The sequence below is a fragment of the Pseudomonas sp. stari2 genome (assembly GCF_040760005.1).
GTDB lineage: Bacteria > Pseudomonadota > Gammaproteobacteria > Pseudomonadales > Pseudomonadaceae > Aquipseudomonas.
The window spans coordinates 3,957,541-3,972,593 of the sequence record NZ_CP099760.1 but is presented as its reverse complement, the minus strand read 5'-3'; the positions used below and the strand labels follow the sequence as shown (position 1 = coordinate 3,972,593).

At 61.5% G+C, this 15,053-nt stretch carries 15 protein-coding genes; 4 read left to right on the top strand and 11 right to left on the bottom strand.

Annotated features, from left to right (window positions below; translation table 11 throughout):
- Window positions 1-10: 10 nt before the first annotated feature.
- Together NH234_RS17995 and NH234_RS17990 are read right to left on the bottom strand one after the other, a co-directional pair.
- Window positions 11-2,143, bottom strand: coding sequence for a TonB-dependent receptor (locus tag NH234_RS17995; protein ID WP_367253666.1), 2,133 nt, complete (start codon window positions 2,141-2,143; stop codon window positions 11-13).
- A gap of 93 nt (window positions 2,144-2,236) precedes the next feature.
- The gene (locus NH234_RS17990) at window positions 2,237-2,623 is read right to left on the bottom strand and encodes a DUF2946 domain-containing protein (RefSeq protein WP_085731963.1); all 387 of its coding nucleotides are present in this window, start codon (window positions 2,621-2,623) and stop codon (window positions 2,237-2,239) included.
- A gap of 94 nt (window positions 2,624-2,717) precedes the next feature.
- On the opposite strand from NH234_RS17990, the gene NH234_RS17985 reads away from it, so the two are divergent.
- A complete protein-coding gene (locus NH234_RS17985; protein WP_282317678.1) occupies window positions 2,718-3,158 on the top strand; it encodes a DUF3995 domain-containing protein in 441 nt (146 codons plus the stop codon).
- On the opposite strand, the gene NH234_RS17980 is transcribed toward NH234_RS17985, so the two are convergent.
- The 7 genes from NH234_RS17980 to NH234_RS17950 form a co-directional block, all read right to left on the bottom strand.
- Window positions 3,155-3,517 carry a Na+/H+ antiporter subunit G gene (locus NH234_RS17980; protein ID WP_085731961.1) on the bottom strand — a complete coding sequence of 121 codons (363 nt, stop codon included), beginning with the start codon at window positions 3,515-3,517 and terminating at the stop codon, window positions 3,155-3,157. The two genes, NH234_RS17985 and NH234_RS17980, sit on opposite strands and share 4 nt — an antisense overlap.
- Window positions 3,514-3,792 (bottom strand): K+/H+ antiporter subunit F, encoded by a 279-nt coding sequence (locus NH234_RS17975; RefSeq protein ID WP_003225959.1) that lies wholly within the window; start codon window positions 3,790-3,792, stop codon window positions 3,514-3,516. The genes NH234_RS17980 and NH234_RS17975 overlap by 4 nt, the downstream gene beginning before the upstream one ends.
- A complete protein-coding gene (locus tag NH234_RS17970) occupies window positions 3,789-4,277 on the bottom strand; it encodes a Na+/H+ antiporter subunit E (protein WP_085731960.1) in 489 nt (162 codons plus the stop codon). Before NH234_RS17970 ends, NH234_RS17975 begins: the two co-directional genes overlap by 4 nt.
- Window positions 4,274-5,953: a monovalent cation/H+ antiporter subunit D gene (locus NH234_RS17965; RefSeq protein ID WP_085731959.1), complete on the bottom strand. Its 1,680-nt coding sequence runs from the start codon at window positions 5,951-5,953 to the stop codon at window positions 4,274-4,276. Before NH234_RS17965 ends, NH234_RS17970 begins: the two co-directional genes overlap by 4 nt.
- Complete coding sequence (locus tag NH234_RS17960) at window positions 5,950-6,294, bottom strand: Na+/H+ antiporter subunit C (protein ID WP_003192163.1); 345 nt, start codon at window positions 6,292-6,294, stop codon at window positions 5,950-5,952. Before NH234_RS17960 ends, NH234_RS17965 begins: the two co-directional genes overlap by 4 nt.
- Window positions 6,294-9,194, bottom strand: a complete 2,901-nt coding sequence (locus tag NH234_RS17955) for a monovalent cation/H+ antiporter subunit A (RefSeq protein ID WP_367253663.1) — start codon at window positions 9,192-9,194, stop codon at window positions 6,294-6,296. The genes NH234_RS17960 and NH234_RS17955 overlap by 1 nt, the downstream gene beginning before the upstream one ends.
- A 106-nt stretch (window positions 9,195-9,300) precedes the next feature.
- Window positions 9,301-10,239, bottom strand: coding sequence for a DMT family transporter (locus tag NH234_RS17950; protein ID WP_085731957.1), 939 nt, complete (start codon window positions 10,237-10,239; stop codon window positions 9,301-9,303).
- An 85-nt stretch (window positions 10,240-10,324) separates the two neighbouring features.
- On the opposite strand from NH234_RS17950, the gene NH234_RS17945 reads away from it, so the two are divergent.
- From NH234_RS17945 to NH234_RS17935, 3 genes are all read left to right on the top strand, one after another.
- Complete coding sequence (locus NH234_RS17945; RefSeq protein WP_085731956.1) at window positions 10,325-10,888, top strand: helix-turn-helix domain-containing protein; 564 nt, start codon at window positions 10,325-10,327, stop codon at window positions 10,886-10,888.
- Window positions 10,889-11,104: 216 nt separating this feature from the next.
- Window positions 11,105-12,508, top strand: coding sequence for an LLM class flavin-dependent oxidoreductase (locus tag NH234_RS17940; protein ID WP_085731955.1), 1,404 nt, complete (start codon window positions 11,105-11,107; stop codon window positions 12,506-12,508).
- Window positions 12,509-12,567: 59 nt separating this feature from the next.
- A complete protein-coding gene (locus NH234_RS17935; protein ID WP_367253661.1) occupies window positions 12,568-13,971 on the top strand; it encodes an FAD/NAD(P)-binding protein in 1,404 nt (467 codons plus the stop codon).
- Here the strand turns inward: NH234_RS17935 and NH234_RS17930 are convergent.
- On the bottom strand, window positions 13,965-14,171 hold the full coding sequence (locus tag NH234_RS17930) for a hypothetical protein (RefSeq protein ID WP_085731953.1): 207 nt from the start codon (window positions 14,169-14,171) through the stop codon (window positions 13,965-13,967). The genes NH234_RS17935 and NH234_RS17930 overlap by 7 nt on opposite strands.
- 107 nt (window positions 14,172-14,278) lie before the next feature.
- Window positions 14,279-15,013: a substrate-binding periplasmic protein gene (locus NH234_RS17925; protein ID WP_367253660.1), complete on the bottom strand. Its 735-nt coding sequence runs from the start codon at window positions 15,011-15,013 to the stop codon at window positions 14,279-14,281.
- Window positions 15,014-15,053: the final 40 nt, after the last annotated feature.

Here is a 15,053-nt window from a genome sequence, read left to right as displayed (position 1 = left end):
CCAGGGTGAATCAGAATCGGGTCTGTACCGCCAGTTCAAAGGTGCGCGGCGTGCCCAAGTAATACGCCGGCGACACATGGGCGAATTCGGCATACACCTCGTTCGTCAGGTTACGCACGCGGCCAGTGACGGTGGTGTGCGAATCGACCTTGTAGCTGAGGAAACTCCCGAACAAGGTGTATGACGGCACGGTCATGGTGTTGGCATTGTCTGCATACACCGACGCCACATACCGCGCATCAACCCCGCCTTGCCACTGTGGGGAGAAGTCATAAGTCAACCACAGATTGCCGACCCGGTCCGGCACGTTGGTCGGCGTGTTGCCCTTGCGTGAAACCACCACGCCGGCAGCGTTCTTCTCGTTGAACTCGTCGTATTGCGCATCGACCCAGGCGACGTTGCCCTCGGCCAGCAGCTTGTCGGTAATCCGTAGTGAGCTGGCAATCTCGATGCCTTTGGACGTCTGCTGGCCGACTGGAATGCTGTTGGTCGGGTCCAGCGGATCAGTGATGGCAAAGTCTTTCCGCTCAATGGTGTAGGCGGCCACCGTCGCCGAACCACGGCCGTTCAGGTAGTCGAATTTGCTGCCGATTTCCCATTGCTTGCCCGTTGAAACATCGAAGTCCTGAGTACCACCGGGTTGTTCGGCGGCGGTGCTGTATTGCACGTAGACATTGGCTGCCGGAATGAATTGATACGTCAGGCCGACGCGCCCGGTGACCGGTTCCCAGCTGCGCTTGAGATGGCGCGGGTTGCTCGCCGTCACCGTGCGATGGTTGGTCACGTCCAGATCAATGTCGTCGTAGCGCAGGCCGGTGAGCAACGAAAGCTTGTCGGTCAACGCCAGGCGGTTCTCGGCGAACAGGGCCTTGGTGGTGACCTCGTTGGTCTTGTCGCTGACAAAGCCGGGCTTCGTGCCCGGAATGTCATAGAAGTGCCCCGGACGATAATTGTTCGGGTCCACGGTGCTCGCGCCTTTGACGTTAAGCGGCGAATTGGTGGTCTGGTTGACCTTGTATTCGAAGCCGCCGGACCAAGTGGTGGCGAGGCCGAACAGCGTGCTGTCATGGCGTAACTCGAACTGGTTGCCGTCCTGCTCACCCTGGTGCCGGACCTGATAGGCCGTGGAGCGATTCACCGCGCTGTTGTCAGCGTTGTACTGGTAGGTTTCCAGGTTGCGGTAATCACGCTGGCTGTCGAGGTGATAGAGCGTGTTGCGCAGGGTCGTGCTGTCGTTGATCCGGTAATCGATGATCGAGCGCACCCAGATCGTCCGTTGCTCGTAGCGACCGTTCTCAACGTTGTAGTTGTTGAAGCGGTTGTGCCGGTCGATTTTCAACTCGCCAGCCTTGGGGTTGAGCACCGGGGTGCCCCAGTACGGGCTGTCTTCGTGTTCGTCCTGATATTCCAGGGCCAGAGTGTGCGACAGGTTCGGCGTCAGGTCGCTGAGCAGCGAGAACGCCATGCTCCAGGCATCGCGCTCCTGACGGTCGATGTAGCCGTTGCTGGTGTTGTGGCTGACGTCGAGACGCGTGTAATGCTGCACGTCGGCGCCGGGCTGGCTCAGAGCGTGGTTGAGGCCGAACGCGGTTTCGGTAGTGTCATAGGTGCCGTAGCTGACCCGGCCCTCGGCGACTTGCTCGTCGCGAGTGGCCAGTTTGGTCACGTAGTTCAGCGAGCCGCCCACCGAGCCTGCGCCATTGATCAGCGACGACGGGCCGCCGACCAGTTCCACCCGGTCATAAATCCACGAATCCACTGGCCGCGCCAGTCCGCCGGAGACGTTGACGCCATTGAACATCTGAGTGATCTGGCTGCTGGTGAAACCGCGATAGGAGACGAAACCGCCGAAGCCCGGCGGGGCACTGGCGTTGACGCCGGGCAGGGTGTTGGCGGCGTCCTGGAAGTTCTGCGCACCGTGGCGTTCGATGTCATTGCGATTGGCGATGGCCACCGAGGCCGGGGTGTCGCGTATGCTCAAGCCGAGGCGCGAGGCCATGCCGCTGGGCTGGTCGAGGCTCAGTCCCGGTTCGGCGGCGGATTCGCCGTCAATGGTGATCGGCGCCAGATCCACCGTGGATTGTGCCCAGGCGTTGACGGACAGGCAGCCGCACAGGCTCGCCAGCAAGGTAAGTTGTTTCATTGATTGAATCCTGAATGCTTGTCTAGGAGTCAGCGCACAGGCGAACGCCGCGCGCTGGCGCAGTGGGCTGACAAATCAAAAAGGTAAAGACACTCAGGCGAGCGGCGGGGCGCGGGGATTGGCCGAAGGCCAGGTGAACCGGGCAGGGAGGTCGGCGCTGACGATGACCGGCAGCGGTGGGCTGTGTTGTTCCGGCAGGATCGCCAGGGTCAGACTGGAGTTGAACGCCGGGCCCATGCCGCCGGTAGAGCACAGCGGGCAGCCAAAGGCTTTGGCCAGGGTCGGCAATTTTTCTTCAGTGGGATTGGACGCGAGTGGCGCCTGGGTGCTCGGGTCGACGGTGCAGAACTGGCCACCAGTACCGTTGAGCTGCATGCCGACCATTTGTCCGTGACCGATGCTGCAGGCGAACACATTGAACAGGACGCAGCAATAGAGCATCCAGGCCAGCAGTGAGCGATCGGAACGTGTGAGTTTCATGGGGCGGCACTTTACCGCACTGCCGACCGGTCGTGCATATGGAAAAATGCCGACTAGGATGTTTTGTTCAAATCCCTTTCAAGGATTCTCGACCATGACCTTTGTGTTGGCTCAATGGCTGGTGACGATATTTGCGGCGATCAGCCTGATGCACGTGTATTGGGCGATGGGTGGACAGTGGGCGACCGTGGCGGTGATACCGCAGGTTCCGGTGGATAACGGCGGGCAGGCGCTCAAACCGGCGTTCAAACCGTCAGGCTGGATCACGCTGGTGGTAGCGGCGGCCCTGCTACTGATTGCCGCACTGGTGTGCATGAGGGTGGGCTGGTGGTTTTCGCCGGTGCATCACTGGGCGTTGCAGTGGGTGATCAGTGCAATTGCGCTGCTGATGTTTGCGCGGGCGATCGGCGATTCGGAACTGGTGGGTTTTTTCAAGGAAGTGAAGGGATCGCGCTTTGCCCGGCTCGACACTTGGGTTTACTCACCGTTATGTCTGATTCTGGGAGCCGGGCTGTTGGCCGTCGCCTGGCTCTAACTGCCGGTTTCAGTACGGCGGCTGCTGACCTCGGCCGGCACATCATCCCCGGCCATGCGCTTGCGGAACAGCGCCGCACGCGCCAGTAGCAGGGTGGTCACCGGCACGGTGATCGCCAGTAGGATCGGGATCAACCACGCGTGCAGCACCGGCCCGGACTTGAGCGCGGAAAAACAGATGATCGACGCCAGCGCCACGCACCACGCGCCCAGGGTCGAGGCCAGCGCCGGGGGGTGCATGCGCTGGAAGTAATCCTTCATCCGCAACAACCCGGCTGCACCGATCAGGGCAAACACGCCGCTGAGTACCAGTAGGATCGCCACCGGAATTTCCACCCACAGAGACAATTCAACGTTCATTCGATCACCTCTCCACGCAGCAGGAATTTCGCCAGGGCAAACGAGCCGACGAAACCGAAAAGCGCGATCAGCAGCGCCGCTTCGAAATAGGTGTCACTGGAATAACGAATCCCCAGGGTCAGCATCATCAGCATGGCGACGATGTACAGGTAGTCCAGTGCGAGTACCCGGTCCTGTGCCGATGGCCCTTTGAACAGGCGGATCAGTGTCAGCACCATCGCCAGCGAGAACAGGAACAGCGTCAGCAGAATGGCATTCGACAGCAGCGGGCTCATTCGAAAATCTCCATCAACGGCCGCTCGTAAGTGACCTTGAAGTGCTGGATGAATTGCGCCTCGTCATCCAGATCCCAGACGTGCAGCAACAGAATGCTGCGATCCAGCGCCAGCTCTGACCACACCGTGCCGGGCACTACCGTACAGATCATCGATAGCGCCGCCAGACCGTTCGCATCACGCAGGTCCAGAGGCACCTTGATGAAGCGCGAACGGGGCGGCCGGCGTCCCGCGTTGAGCACACCCCACGCCACCACCAGATTGGAAATGACCACATCACGTCCAACCAGCAGGAACAGGCGCAGGATTGTACCGGGGCGGCGGATATGGATCTGTTGCGGGCGCAGTTTGCGCATCATCAGCGGCGCGCAGAAACCCAGTGCTGCGCCCAGCAGCAGGTTGCCGGGGCTGATCGACAGGTTCAGCACCAGCCATAGCAACCACAATGCAAGTGACAGCCACGGAGCAGGGAACAGGCGCTTCATGGTTGCACCTCCAGCAACGCAGCCTTGGCTTCCGGGCTTGGTACGGCGCGAGTGCCAAGCACCGCCATCACGTATTGCTGCGGGTTGTTCAACGCGTCTGCGGCGGCCTGGGTGTAACGCAGCAGTGGTTCAGCCTTGAAGGTCAGGGCGATGCTCAGACCGAGCAGCAGGAAAATCGGCGTGCATTCCAGTTTGCGCAACACGGGTGACGGGCGCTCCTCCGGCGACCAGAAGCGCTGGATGCCCAGGCGCGAGAACGCCATCAGCGAGCCGAGTCCGGTCAGGATCAACAGTGCCAGCAACGCCCAGGCAGCATTCGAGATCGGTTCGCCAGTGCCGAGCCCCAACGGATTGAGCAGGGCGCCGATCAGGCTCAGCTTGCCGATGAACCCCGACAGCGGCGGCATGCCAATGATCAGCAGCGCGCAGGCGATGAAGCTCAGGCCGAGGAAGGCCATGGTCCACGGAATCACTTGGCCGACCACGGCTTTCTGGTCATCGTCGAGGTTGATGCCCTTGACCGGCGGTTGCCATTGCTGCGGACGTGGCAACAGTTCGTTTTCGTCTTCCAGAGGCACTTCGACGGCGGTGCGTGAACGTTCGATCAGTTCCGCCAGCAGGAACAGCGCGCTGAGTGCCAGGGTCGAGCTGACCAGATAGAACAGCGCCGCGCCGATCAGGTTCGGCTGGGCGAAACCCACGGCAGACAGCAGAATCCCGGCCGACACCAGAATGCTCAGACTGGCCATGCGTTCCAGGCGTTGTGCGGCGATGATCGCCACGCCTGCGCAGAGCATGGTCGCCATGCCGCCGTAGATCAGCCAGTCGCCGCCGAAGTAAGCCGAAGCCCCGGCTTGGCCGGAGAACAGCAGCGTCCACAGGCGCAGCAGGGTGTAGACGCCGACCTTGGTCATGATCGCGAACATCGCCGCAACCGGCGCGCTGGCCGAGGAATAAGCCGGCACCAGCCAGAAGTTCAGCGGCCACATTCCGGCCTTGGCCAGGAACGCCACCGCAAGAATCGCCGCACCAGCATGCAGCAAGCCGCGGTCGGCTTCCGGCACCAGCGGAATCTTCATCGCGAGGTCAGCCATGTTCAGCGTGCCGGTGACGCCGTAGATCAGCGCCGCGCCAATCAGGAACAGCGACGATGCCAGCAGGTTGATCGAGATGTAATGCAGCCCCGACGACACCCGCGCCCGGCCCGAGCCGTGAAGCAGTAAACCGTACGATGCCGCAAGCAGCACTTCGAAAAACACGAACAGGTTGAACAGGTCCGCTGTCAGGAATGCGCCGTACAGGCCCATCAACTGAATCTGGAACAGTGCGTGGAAGCTCGAGCCTGCGCCATCCCAGCGCGCCATGGCGAACAGCAAAGCGCTGACGCCGATGATCCCGGTCAGTACCAGCATCAAGGCCGACAGCCGATCGACCACCAGCACGATGCCGAATGGCACCTGCCAGTTGCCCGGAAGGTAGACGCCGATGGAGCCGGGCACGCCGGTGGTCTGGGTCCATTGCAGCAACAGCAAGGAAACCACAAGGCCCAGCATGGTGGAGAACAGGTTGATCTTCGCCTTCAGCGGCCGGTGCTTTTCGCCAAGCATCAGCATGATGGCAGCCGTCAGCAGCGGCAGCAGGATCGGTGCGGCGATCAGGTGGGTCATCGCCGTCATTCCTTGGGCTCCCTTCCGTCAACGTGGTCGGTGCCGGTCAGGCCCCGCGACGCGAGCAGCACCACGAGGAACAGCGCGGTCATGGCGAAGCTGATAACGATCGCCGTCAGCACCAGCGCCTGAGGCAACGGGTCGGTGTAATTGAGCAGGTCCTGAGGTACGCCGTCCTTGATGATCGGTTCTTTGCCGATGAACAGGCTGCCCATGCTGAAGATGAACAGGTTGACGCCGTAGGACAGCAGGCACAGGCCCATGACCACCTGGAATGTCCGTGGACGCAGGATCAGCCAGACGCCGGAGGCGGCGAGCACTCCGATGGCGATTGCGATGACTTCTTCCATCAGACGGCTCCCTTGATGGCGGCGGTTTTGTGGCCCCGGACCGATTGGTGGGCGAGGGCGGTGAGGATCAGCAATGTCGAACCGACTACCACCCCGTACACGCCGATGTCGAAGAACAGTGCGCTGGCGATATGGATGTCGCCCAGCACCGGCACGCTGAAATGCCAGGTGTGAGTGGTGAGGAACGGATAACCCGCCACCATTGCGCCGAGGCCAGTGACCGTGGCGAACAGCAACCCGGTGCCCATCCAGCGCAGCGGTCGCAGGCTCATTTGCGCCTCGACCCACTGGGTGCCGGCGACCATGTATTGCAGGATGAACGCCACTGACATCACCAGACCGGCGACAAAACCGCCACCCGGCTGGTTGTGCCCGCGCAGGAACAGGTAGAACGACACCACCAGCGCAATCGGCAGCAGCAGGCGCACCAGCACCGCCGGCACCATCATGAAACCGAGCGCGGTGTCGCTGGCCGAACGCGGATTGACTAGATCGGTGACTACGTCCGGCGCCAGCAGGCGTTGCTGGGCTGGCCGTTGCAGGCTTTCTTTCGGTGGGCGGAAGCGTCGCAGCAGGGCGAATACGGTCAGCGCCACGGCCACCAGCACGGTGATTTCACCGAGGGTGTCGAAACCACGGAAGTCCACCAGCATCACGTTGACCACATTGCTGCCGCCGCCTTCAGGCAGGGCGCGACTCAGGTAGAACGAGGAAATGTCGTTCGGGGTCTGCCGGGTGAGCATTGCGTAGGACAGCAGCGCCATGCCGCCACCGACGGCAATCGACAACAGCAAGTCGCGCAGACGCCGCACACGGGCCTTGCGCAGGCTGCTCGGTAGCGGCGAAACCTCTTCGATCCGCCGTGGCAGCCAGCGCAGGCCGAGCAGGATCAGCACCGTGGTCACCACTTCGACCACTAGTTGCGTCAGGGCCAGGTCCGGTGCCGAGAACCAGACGAAGGTCACGCACGTCATCAGACCGCAGACGCTGACCATGGTCAGGGCGGCGAGACGGTGATACTTGGCCTGCCACGCGGCGCCGAGGGCGCAGGCGATTGCCAGCAGCCACAGGGTCACGAACACGATGGAGCCAGGGATCTTCGGCCGGTCGCCCCAGCTCAGGCTGCTGTGCAGCATCGGGATCAGGCCGGCCAGCACTGCCGCCAACACCATCAGGAACAGTTGGGTTTGCAGGCGTTTGGTGCCGATCCGCCGCTCCAGGCGTCGGGCCAGACGCATCATTGCCACCAGACTGCGCTCGAAAAGGCGCTTGCCGTTGAAGCGGCCTACCAGTGGCGGGAATTTGAAACGACCGCGCTTGAGCTGATTGCGCAGCAGCAGATAGACCACGATGCCGCCGGACATGGCGATCAGACTCATGATCATCGGAGCATTGAGGCCGTGCCAGATCGCCAGGCTGTATTCAGGCAGCACGCCACCCACCACCGGCAACGCGGCAGCGGCCAGCAACGGGCCGACCACTTGTGCCGGGAAAATCCCTACCAGCAAACAGGTGAAAACCAGCAACTCGACCGGTGCACGCATCCAGCGTGGCGGCTCGTGCGGTGTGTGCGGCAGGTCGGTGGCGGTCGGGCCGAAGAACACGTCGACGGTAAAGCGCAGCGAGTACGCAACGCTGAACGTACCGGCGATGGTCGCCACGATTGGCAGTGCAGCTTCAACCCACGCGGTGGCATTGATGAACACGGTTTCGGCGAAAAACATTTCTTTCGACAGGAAACCATTGAGCAACGGCACGCCGGCCATGGACGCACTGGCGACCATCGCCAGGGTGGCGGTGAACGGAATCAGTTTGAACAGACCGTTGAGCTTGCGGATGTCGCGGGTACCACTTTCGTGGTCGATGATCCCGGCGGCCATGAACAGCGAGGCCTTGAAGGTTGCGTGGTTGAGAATGTGGAACACCGCTGCGACGGCCGCCAGTGGACTGTTCAGGCCCAGCAGCAACGTGATCAGACCGAGGTGGCTGATGGTCGAGTAGGCCAGCAGGCCCTTGAGGTCGTTCTGGAACATCGCGCAGTACGCGCCGAGCAACAGTGTGGCGGCTCCAGCGCCGCTGACGATGTAGAACCATTCTTCGCTGCCGGACAGCGACGGCCACAACCGGGCGAGCAGGAAAACCCCGGCCTTGACCATGGTCGCCGAGTGCAGATAGGCCGAAACCGGTGTCGGCGCCGCCATCGCGTGGGGCAGCCAGAAGTGGAAGGGGAACTGGGCGCTTTTGCTGAGGGCGCCGATGAGAATGAGGGGAAGCAGGATGGGGTAGAGGGCATGTGCACGAATCAGATCGCCGGCGGCCAGGACCTTGTCCAGGTCATAGCTGCCGACCACATGGCCGAGGATCATGACCCCCGCCAGCAGGCATAGCCCTCCCGCACCGGTGACCATCAACGCCATGTATGCACCACGGCGCGCGTCGTGGCGGTGGTGCCAGTAGCCGATCAACAGGAACGAGAAGAGGCTGGTCAGCTCCCAGAAGAACACGATCTGGATCAGGTTGCCGGAGATCACCAGCCCGAGCATGGCGCCCATGAACGCCAGAAAGAATGCGAAGAAACGCGGCACCGGGTCATCCGGCGACATGTAATAGCGGGCATATAAGGAAACGAGAGTGCCGATGCCCAGCACCAGCATTGAGAACAGCCAGGCGAAACCGTCCATGCGCAGGACGAAGTTCAGGCCCAGGCTGGGCAGCCACGTGAACTCTTCACGGATCACGCCGCCATGGGCAATCTGCGGGAACAGCAAGGCGACCTGGACCGTGCCGATCAAAGCGACCAGGCCTGCCAGCAGGGATTCGGCGTTACGTGCGTTGTGCGGCAGCACGGCTGCCAGACAGCTGCCCACAAAAGGCAGAAGCAGTAGAACTATCAGGGACATAGGCTTCTAATCTGCGGAAGTTTGTGAAGCATCATACGTGCCAGCTCCCGGATCGCCAAACGCGAGGATGTCTCTGAATCCTACAAGGTAGTCGCAAAAACCTCGCTTAGCCTTCTGTCTCGCGCTCGAACTCTTCTGTGACCGCTTGTGTCGCTTTGCCCTTGGTCTTCAACTCACTGACAATCACCGCTGCCACGATCAGCCCGGCGCCCACCAGTGCAATCGCTGGCAGTCGCTCGCCGGCAATTCGTCCGGCGATCCCGGCCCACACCGGTTCTCCGGCGTAGATCAAGGTCGCGCGGGTGGGCGAAACACTTTTCTGCGCCCAGTTCATGGCCACCTGAATCGCCGCACTCATTGCGCCCAGCCCCAGGGCTGTACTCAGCAGTAGCCATGAAAAGTCTGGAAGCGCCTCACCGGTCGGCACCACCATCAAAAACGCCAGCGCCGAGGTCATCGCCAGTTGCACCACCGTCACCCGACGCACGTCGACTTGTCCGGCATAGGTGCTGATCAGGATGATCTCCGCCGCTATGGCGATGGCGCTGATCAGTGTGGCGATTTCACCGGGACTGAAATTCAACGATGCACCGGCCGGCCCCGACAGCAGCATCAACCCGGTAAACGCCAGCATGATCCCGATGCTCGGCATCAAACCGGGACGACGACCGAGCACCAACCATTGCAGCAACGGCACGAACGGCACGTATAGCGCAGTGATGAACGCCGACTGGCTGCTCGGGATACTCTGCAAGCCAACGGTCTGCAAGCCATAACCGAGCATGATCGCCACGCCAATGAACGCACCGGCCTTGAGCTCGAACAAGGTCAGTTCACGCATGTGTTTCCACGAAAACATCGCCACGATGCTCGCCGCAGCGGCAAAGCGCAGGCCGACGAAAAACATCGGGCCGCTGACGGTCATCGCGTGCTGCACCAGCAGAAAGGTACCGCCCCAGAGCATGGTGATCAGCACGAGCACGCACTCGGCTTTGCTGAACCGGGAAAAGCGCAGGGGAGTTTGGGGGGAGCTGGCTGACGTCATGATCTTGCGCACTTTTGAAGAGGGGACGCACAATGCGCCAAATGTTGCGCAGTATACTGCCCAACCCTAGCCAGTGAGCAATATAGTGCACAAAGATTCTGTACAACGGGCTTCGGTCCTGCAACACGTCAGCCAGAACGTCCGACGCCTGCGCCACGCCGCCGACATGAGCCAGACGACTCTCGCGGAAAAGTCCGGGGTCAGCCGGCGCATGTTGGTGGCCATCGAGGCAGGTGAAAAAAACGTCAGCCTGACGACGCTTGACCGGGTTGCCGAAGCTCTGGGTGTGGCCTTCAGTGATCTGATCCAGGCCCCGGATAACCGCGATCCGGGCCGTATCAACGAACTGGCCTGGGCCGGCAGCATTCCCGGCAGTAAAGCGGTGCTGTTGTCCAAGGCAGCGGCCACCCGGGAAGTGGAGCAATGGGAATGGTGCCTGCAACCTGGGGAGGTTTATCCTTCGCAAGCCGATGCCGAAGGCTGGAGCGAACAGATTTTCGTGTTCGAGGGCTGCCTGACGCTGATACTCGGCGATCAACCCCAGCACATCGCCGCCGGTGAGTTTTTCATGTTCGCCAGCAACCAGCCGCACACCTATCGCAATGACGGGGCAGTGGCCGTACGGTTTGTGCGCAATGTGGTGATCTGACTGTTGCAAGGCCGACAGCGGATAAACAGTTTGCTCTGTCTTTCGCTCGGATTGCTTTAAGTTGTTGTCTCAATTTATTGATAAATAAAGAAAATATATTCAGGCACGACTCCTGCAAACGATTCCGCATCCTCATCCGGAAACCACGGAGTCGCCTTACATGACCGCTTCAAATCAAACCTCTAAACGCCTCCTGAACATCGGGAGTGCCGCCTGATGCCCCGCGAAATCCGTCTCAACGCCTTCGACATGAACTGCGTCGGCCACCAGTCGCCGGGCCTGTGGGCGCACCCTCGCGATCGTTCCTGGCAGTACAAGGATCTGGAGTACTGGATCGATCTGGCGAAAATCCTCGAGCGCGGCAAGTTCGACGGCTTGTTCATCGCCGACGTGCTGGGCATCTACGACGTGTACAACGGCAACGGCAAAGCAGCGATCCGGCAGGCGGCGCAGGTGCCGGTCAACGATCCGTTGCAATTGATCCCGCCGATGGCTCTGGTCACCGAGCACTTGGGTTTCGGTCTGACCGCATCGTTGTCCTTCGAGCATCCGTATCCATTTGCCCGACGCCTGTCGACCCTCGATCACCTGACCAAGGGCCGCGCCGGCTGGAACATCGTCACGTCCTATCTGGAGAGCGGTGCGAAAAACATCGGCCAGCAAGCCCAGACCGAACACGACGCGCGCTACGACTTCGCCGAGGAATACCTGGAGGTCTGCTACAAACTCTGGGAAGGCAGCTGGGAAGATGGCGCGATTTTGCGGGATCGCGAGCGGCGGATCTTCAGTGACCCGAGCAAGATCCACGAGATCCGCCACCACGGTAAACACTTCCACGTGCCGGGCATTCACCTTTGCGAGCCGTCGCCGCAGCGCACACCGGTTCTCTATCAGGCGGGCGCGTCCAGCCGTGGCAAACAGTTTGCCGCTGAACATGCCGAGTGCGTATTTGTCGCGGCACCGTCGAAAGTGCTACTCAAGAAAACCGTGGCCGACATTCGCCGTCGCGCCGCCGAGGCCGGGCGAGATCCGTCGAAGATCCTGATCTTCAACCTGCAAACCGTGATCCTCGGCGAGACCGATGCCAAGGCCAAAGCCAAGTTCGAAGAATACAAATCCTGGGTGAGTTACGAGGGTGCGATGGCGCTGATTTCGGGCTGGACCGGTATCGACTTCAGCCGCTTCAAACCGGACGAACCGCTCAAGCACGTACATACCAACGCGATTCAGTCTGCCGTGGAAGCGTTTTCGACAGCGGACCCGAACAAGGTCTGGACTCCGAATGAGCTGGCCGACTGGGTCGGTATCGGCGGTTTCGGCCCGTTGTTCGTCGGCAGCCCGGAAACCGTCGCTGACCTGCTACAGGAATGGGTCGACGAAACCGACGTCGATGGCTTCAACCTGGCCTACGCATTGACCCACGAAACCTTCATCGACGCCGTGGAATTGTTGGTGCCTGAGCTGCAGAAACGCGGCGTCTACAAGACCGATTACGCACCCGGAACGTTACGCGAGAAGCTGTTTGGCGAAGGGCCGAAATTGCCGCAGATCCATCCGGGCAGCGGTTATCGAAACCTGGGTGAACTGCGTCGGCAGGAGAAAAAGGTTACGTCTGTCTAGACTCGCTCGCAGCGTCTGCACGACACTGACTTGAGCAAATCCTCTGCAGCGAGAACGGCATGACTCAAACCGATACGGCCGACATCCTGATTGTCGGCGGCGGCCTCAGCGGCACGATGCTGGCGGTGCAATTGCTGCGCCTGCCGGGGCGGCGACGGATTCTGGTAGTCGAGCCCCGGGCCGAATTGGGCCGGGGCGAAGCGTACAGCGCGGTTGAACTGGGCCATACGCTCAATGGCAACGCAGCGCGAATGAGCGTCGACCCCAGCAACGCCGAGGACCTGACTCAATGGCTGACTGATCACATTGCCAGCGGCGGCTGGCCGGAGTCGGATCAGCAACATGTACCAGTCAGCGAACTGTTTCCGCCACGAGGTCTGTTCGGTGTGTATGTGCAGCAGCGACTGGCTGAAGCGCAGCTGGTGGGCAGGCAGCATGGTTCGACGGTCGAGCACGTGCGCGCAGAGGTGATTGATGTACAGGCTTCAGCCGATTCGGTGCAGCTCTCCTTGAGCGATGGCCGGCGACTGCAAGGCGCTTTTGCGGTGCTCGCCACCGGTATGTTCCCCGCCGCCCGTACGCCGCAAACGCAATCCAGCGGCCTCAACGCGGCTGGGCTCGATCCTTGGGATGTGGGCGCCATGCGCCAGCTCGATCCGCAATCGACCGTGCTGATCATCGGCTCCGGCCTGACCATGGTCGATGCCGTGGTTTCGCTGGAGCAGGCCGGGCATCGCGGGCCGATCGAGGTGTTTTCCCGGCACGGGCTGCTGCCCCATGTCCGTCGCCAGCCGCCTGCGTGGGTGGACTTCCTCGCCGAGGATCACAGTATCCGCACGCCACGCCAGTTACTGCGTGAATTGCGCCGGCATTGCCGGGATGCCATCAATCAAGGCATCGACTGGCAGGCACCGCTGGACACCGTACGCGCGCACATCGGTCGGCTGTGGAGCCAGGCGAGCGATGTACAGCGCCGGCAATTCGTGCGGCATGTGCGGCCGTGGTGGGAGAGCCATCACCATCGTTCGCCTCCACTGAGTGCGGAGTTGGTTGCGCGTCTGCACCGCGAAGGACGCCTGCGTATTCACGCAGCGTCCTATAAAGGTCTGGAACCGGTGTCGGGCGCTGGTGTCGGGATTCGCATCCGTCGTCGGGGTGAAAATGAAACACGCGTGGTGCAAGGCGCGGCGCTGATCAATTCCAGCGGTATCGAGTATGACTGGCGCCGCGTCGACCGACCCTTGCCGCAACAATTGCTGGCCCGTGGGCTGGTGCAACCGGGGCCTTTGGCGCTGGGAATTGCGGCGGCGGTGGACGGTGCGGTGCTGGATGCGCAGGGAAACGTGTCACAACGACTGTTCGCGATGGGCCCGCCACTGAGAGGGATGTGGTGGGAAAGTACGGCGGTGACCGATGTTGCGTCGCAGGCCAAGGCGTTGGCGGTGCGCCTGGTGGCTCAGTAGTTGTAACCGTACTCGGAGGCGTTCTGCGCAACGTAGAGCGTCTGCTCCAGGCTGCCCGTGGCTGCGCTGCCAAGGCCGACGATGCCGGACTGGCCGACACTCGTCATGGCAACGACGTGCCCGTTGCCATGGGCGTTGGCAATCGCGGAGGTGGCGCCGATCAGCGCGATGATGAACCCGAGGGCGATAAAGTCTTTCATGGGGTGCACCAGAAAACGGGAAGAAGATGACCGCCACTTTATGGCCACGGACGCCAGAAGAAAAAACACCTTTTCAGATAGTTGTTATCAAAGGTGTTGATGCGTGATCAGCGCGGCAGGGTATTGCTCAGCCAGCGCTGGCGCATTTTCTCCAGGCGACCGTCGGCGCGCAGAGTATCCAGCGCTTGCTGCCAGCGTGCGACTTGTTTGGGGTCGGTCTGTCGGGAGAATGCGATGTACGTGTCTTGCTTCATCAACGACAACTGGTACTGCAAACGCCCCGGTTCCATGCCTTGCTCGCGGGCGAGGGCGGCGCTGGACAAGGTGTCGGACACCACAAAGTCGGTCCGCCCGAGACTGAACAAACGCATCATCTGTTCCGGAGTTTCCACGCCGTAGAGGTTGGTCAGGTCCTGTTCCTGCAAATAGCTGTAGACCAGCCATTTGCGTGGCACGGTGATCCGGCCCAGGTGATCGGCCTCGCGCAGGCTGCGCACGGGTGGATGGAAGCTATCCCGGGCGTAAAGCGCGGTTTCGACTTCGATCAACGGCCCGACCCATTGGTAGCGGTCATCCCGTGCGTCGGTGCGCAGCACGGTAAATACGCCGGTATCCGGAGTCTCGCTGGCCATGCGCAGGGCACGCAGCAATGGCACTTGCTGCAGGTGAATGCGATCGCCGGTCTGCGCGGCCAGGGCTTGCACCACATCCACGCCGAAGCCCACCAGTTGATCGCCCTGAAGGAAATGCAGCGGAGGATGATTGTCGGTGAGCAGTTGCAGATCTGCCGCATTGGCTGTCAGAGCCAGAAGAGACAACAGGCTGGCGGCAAAACGTTTCATGGATCGTCCCTGAAAAAACAAACGCCCAGCTTAGACGGCC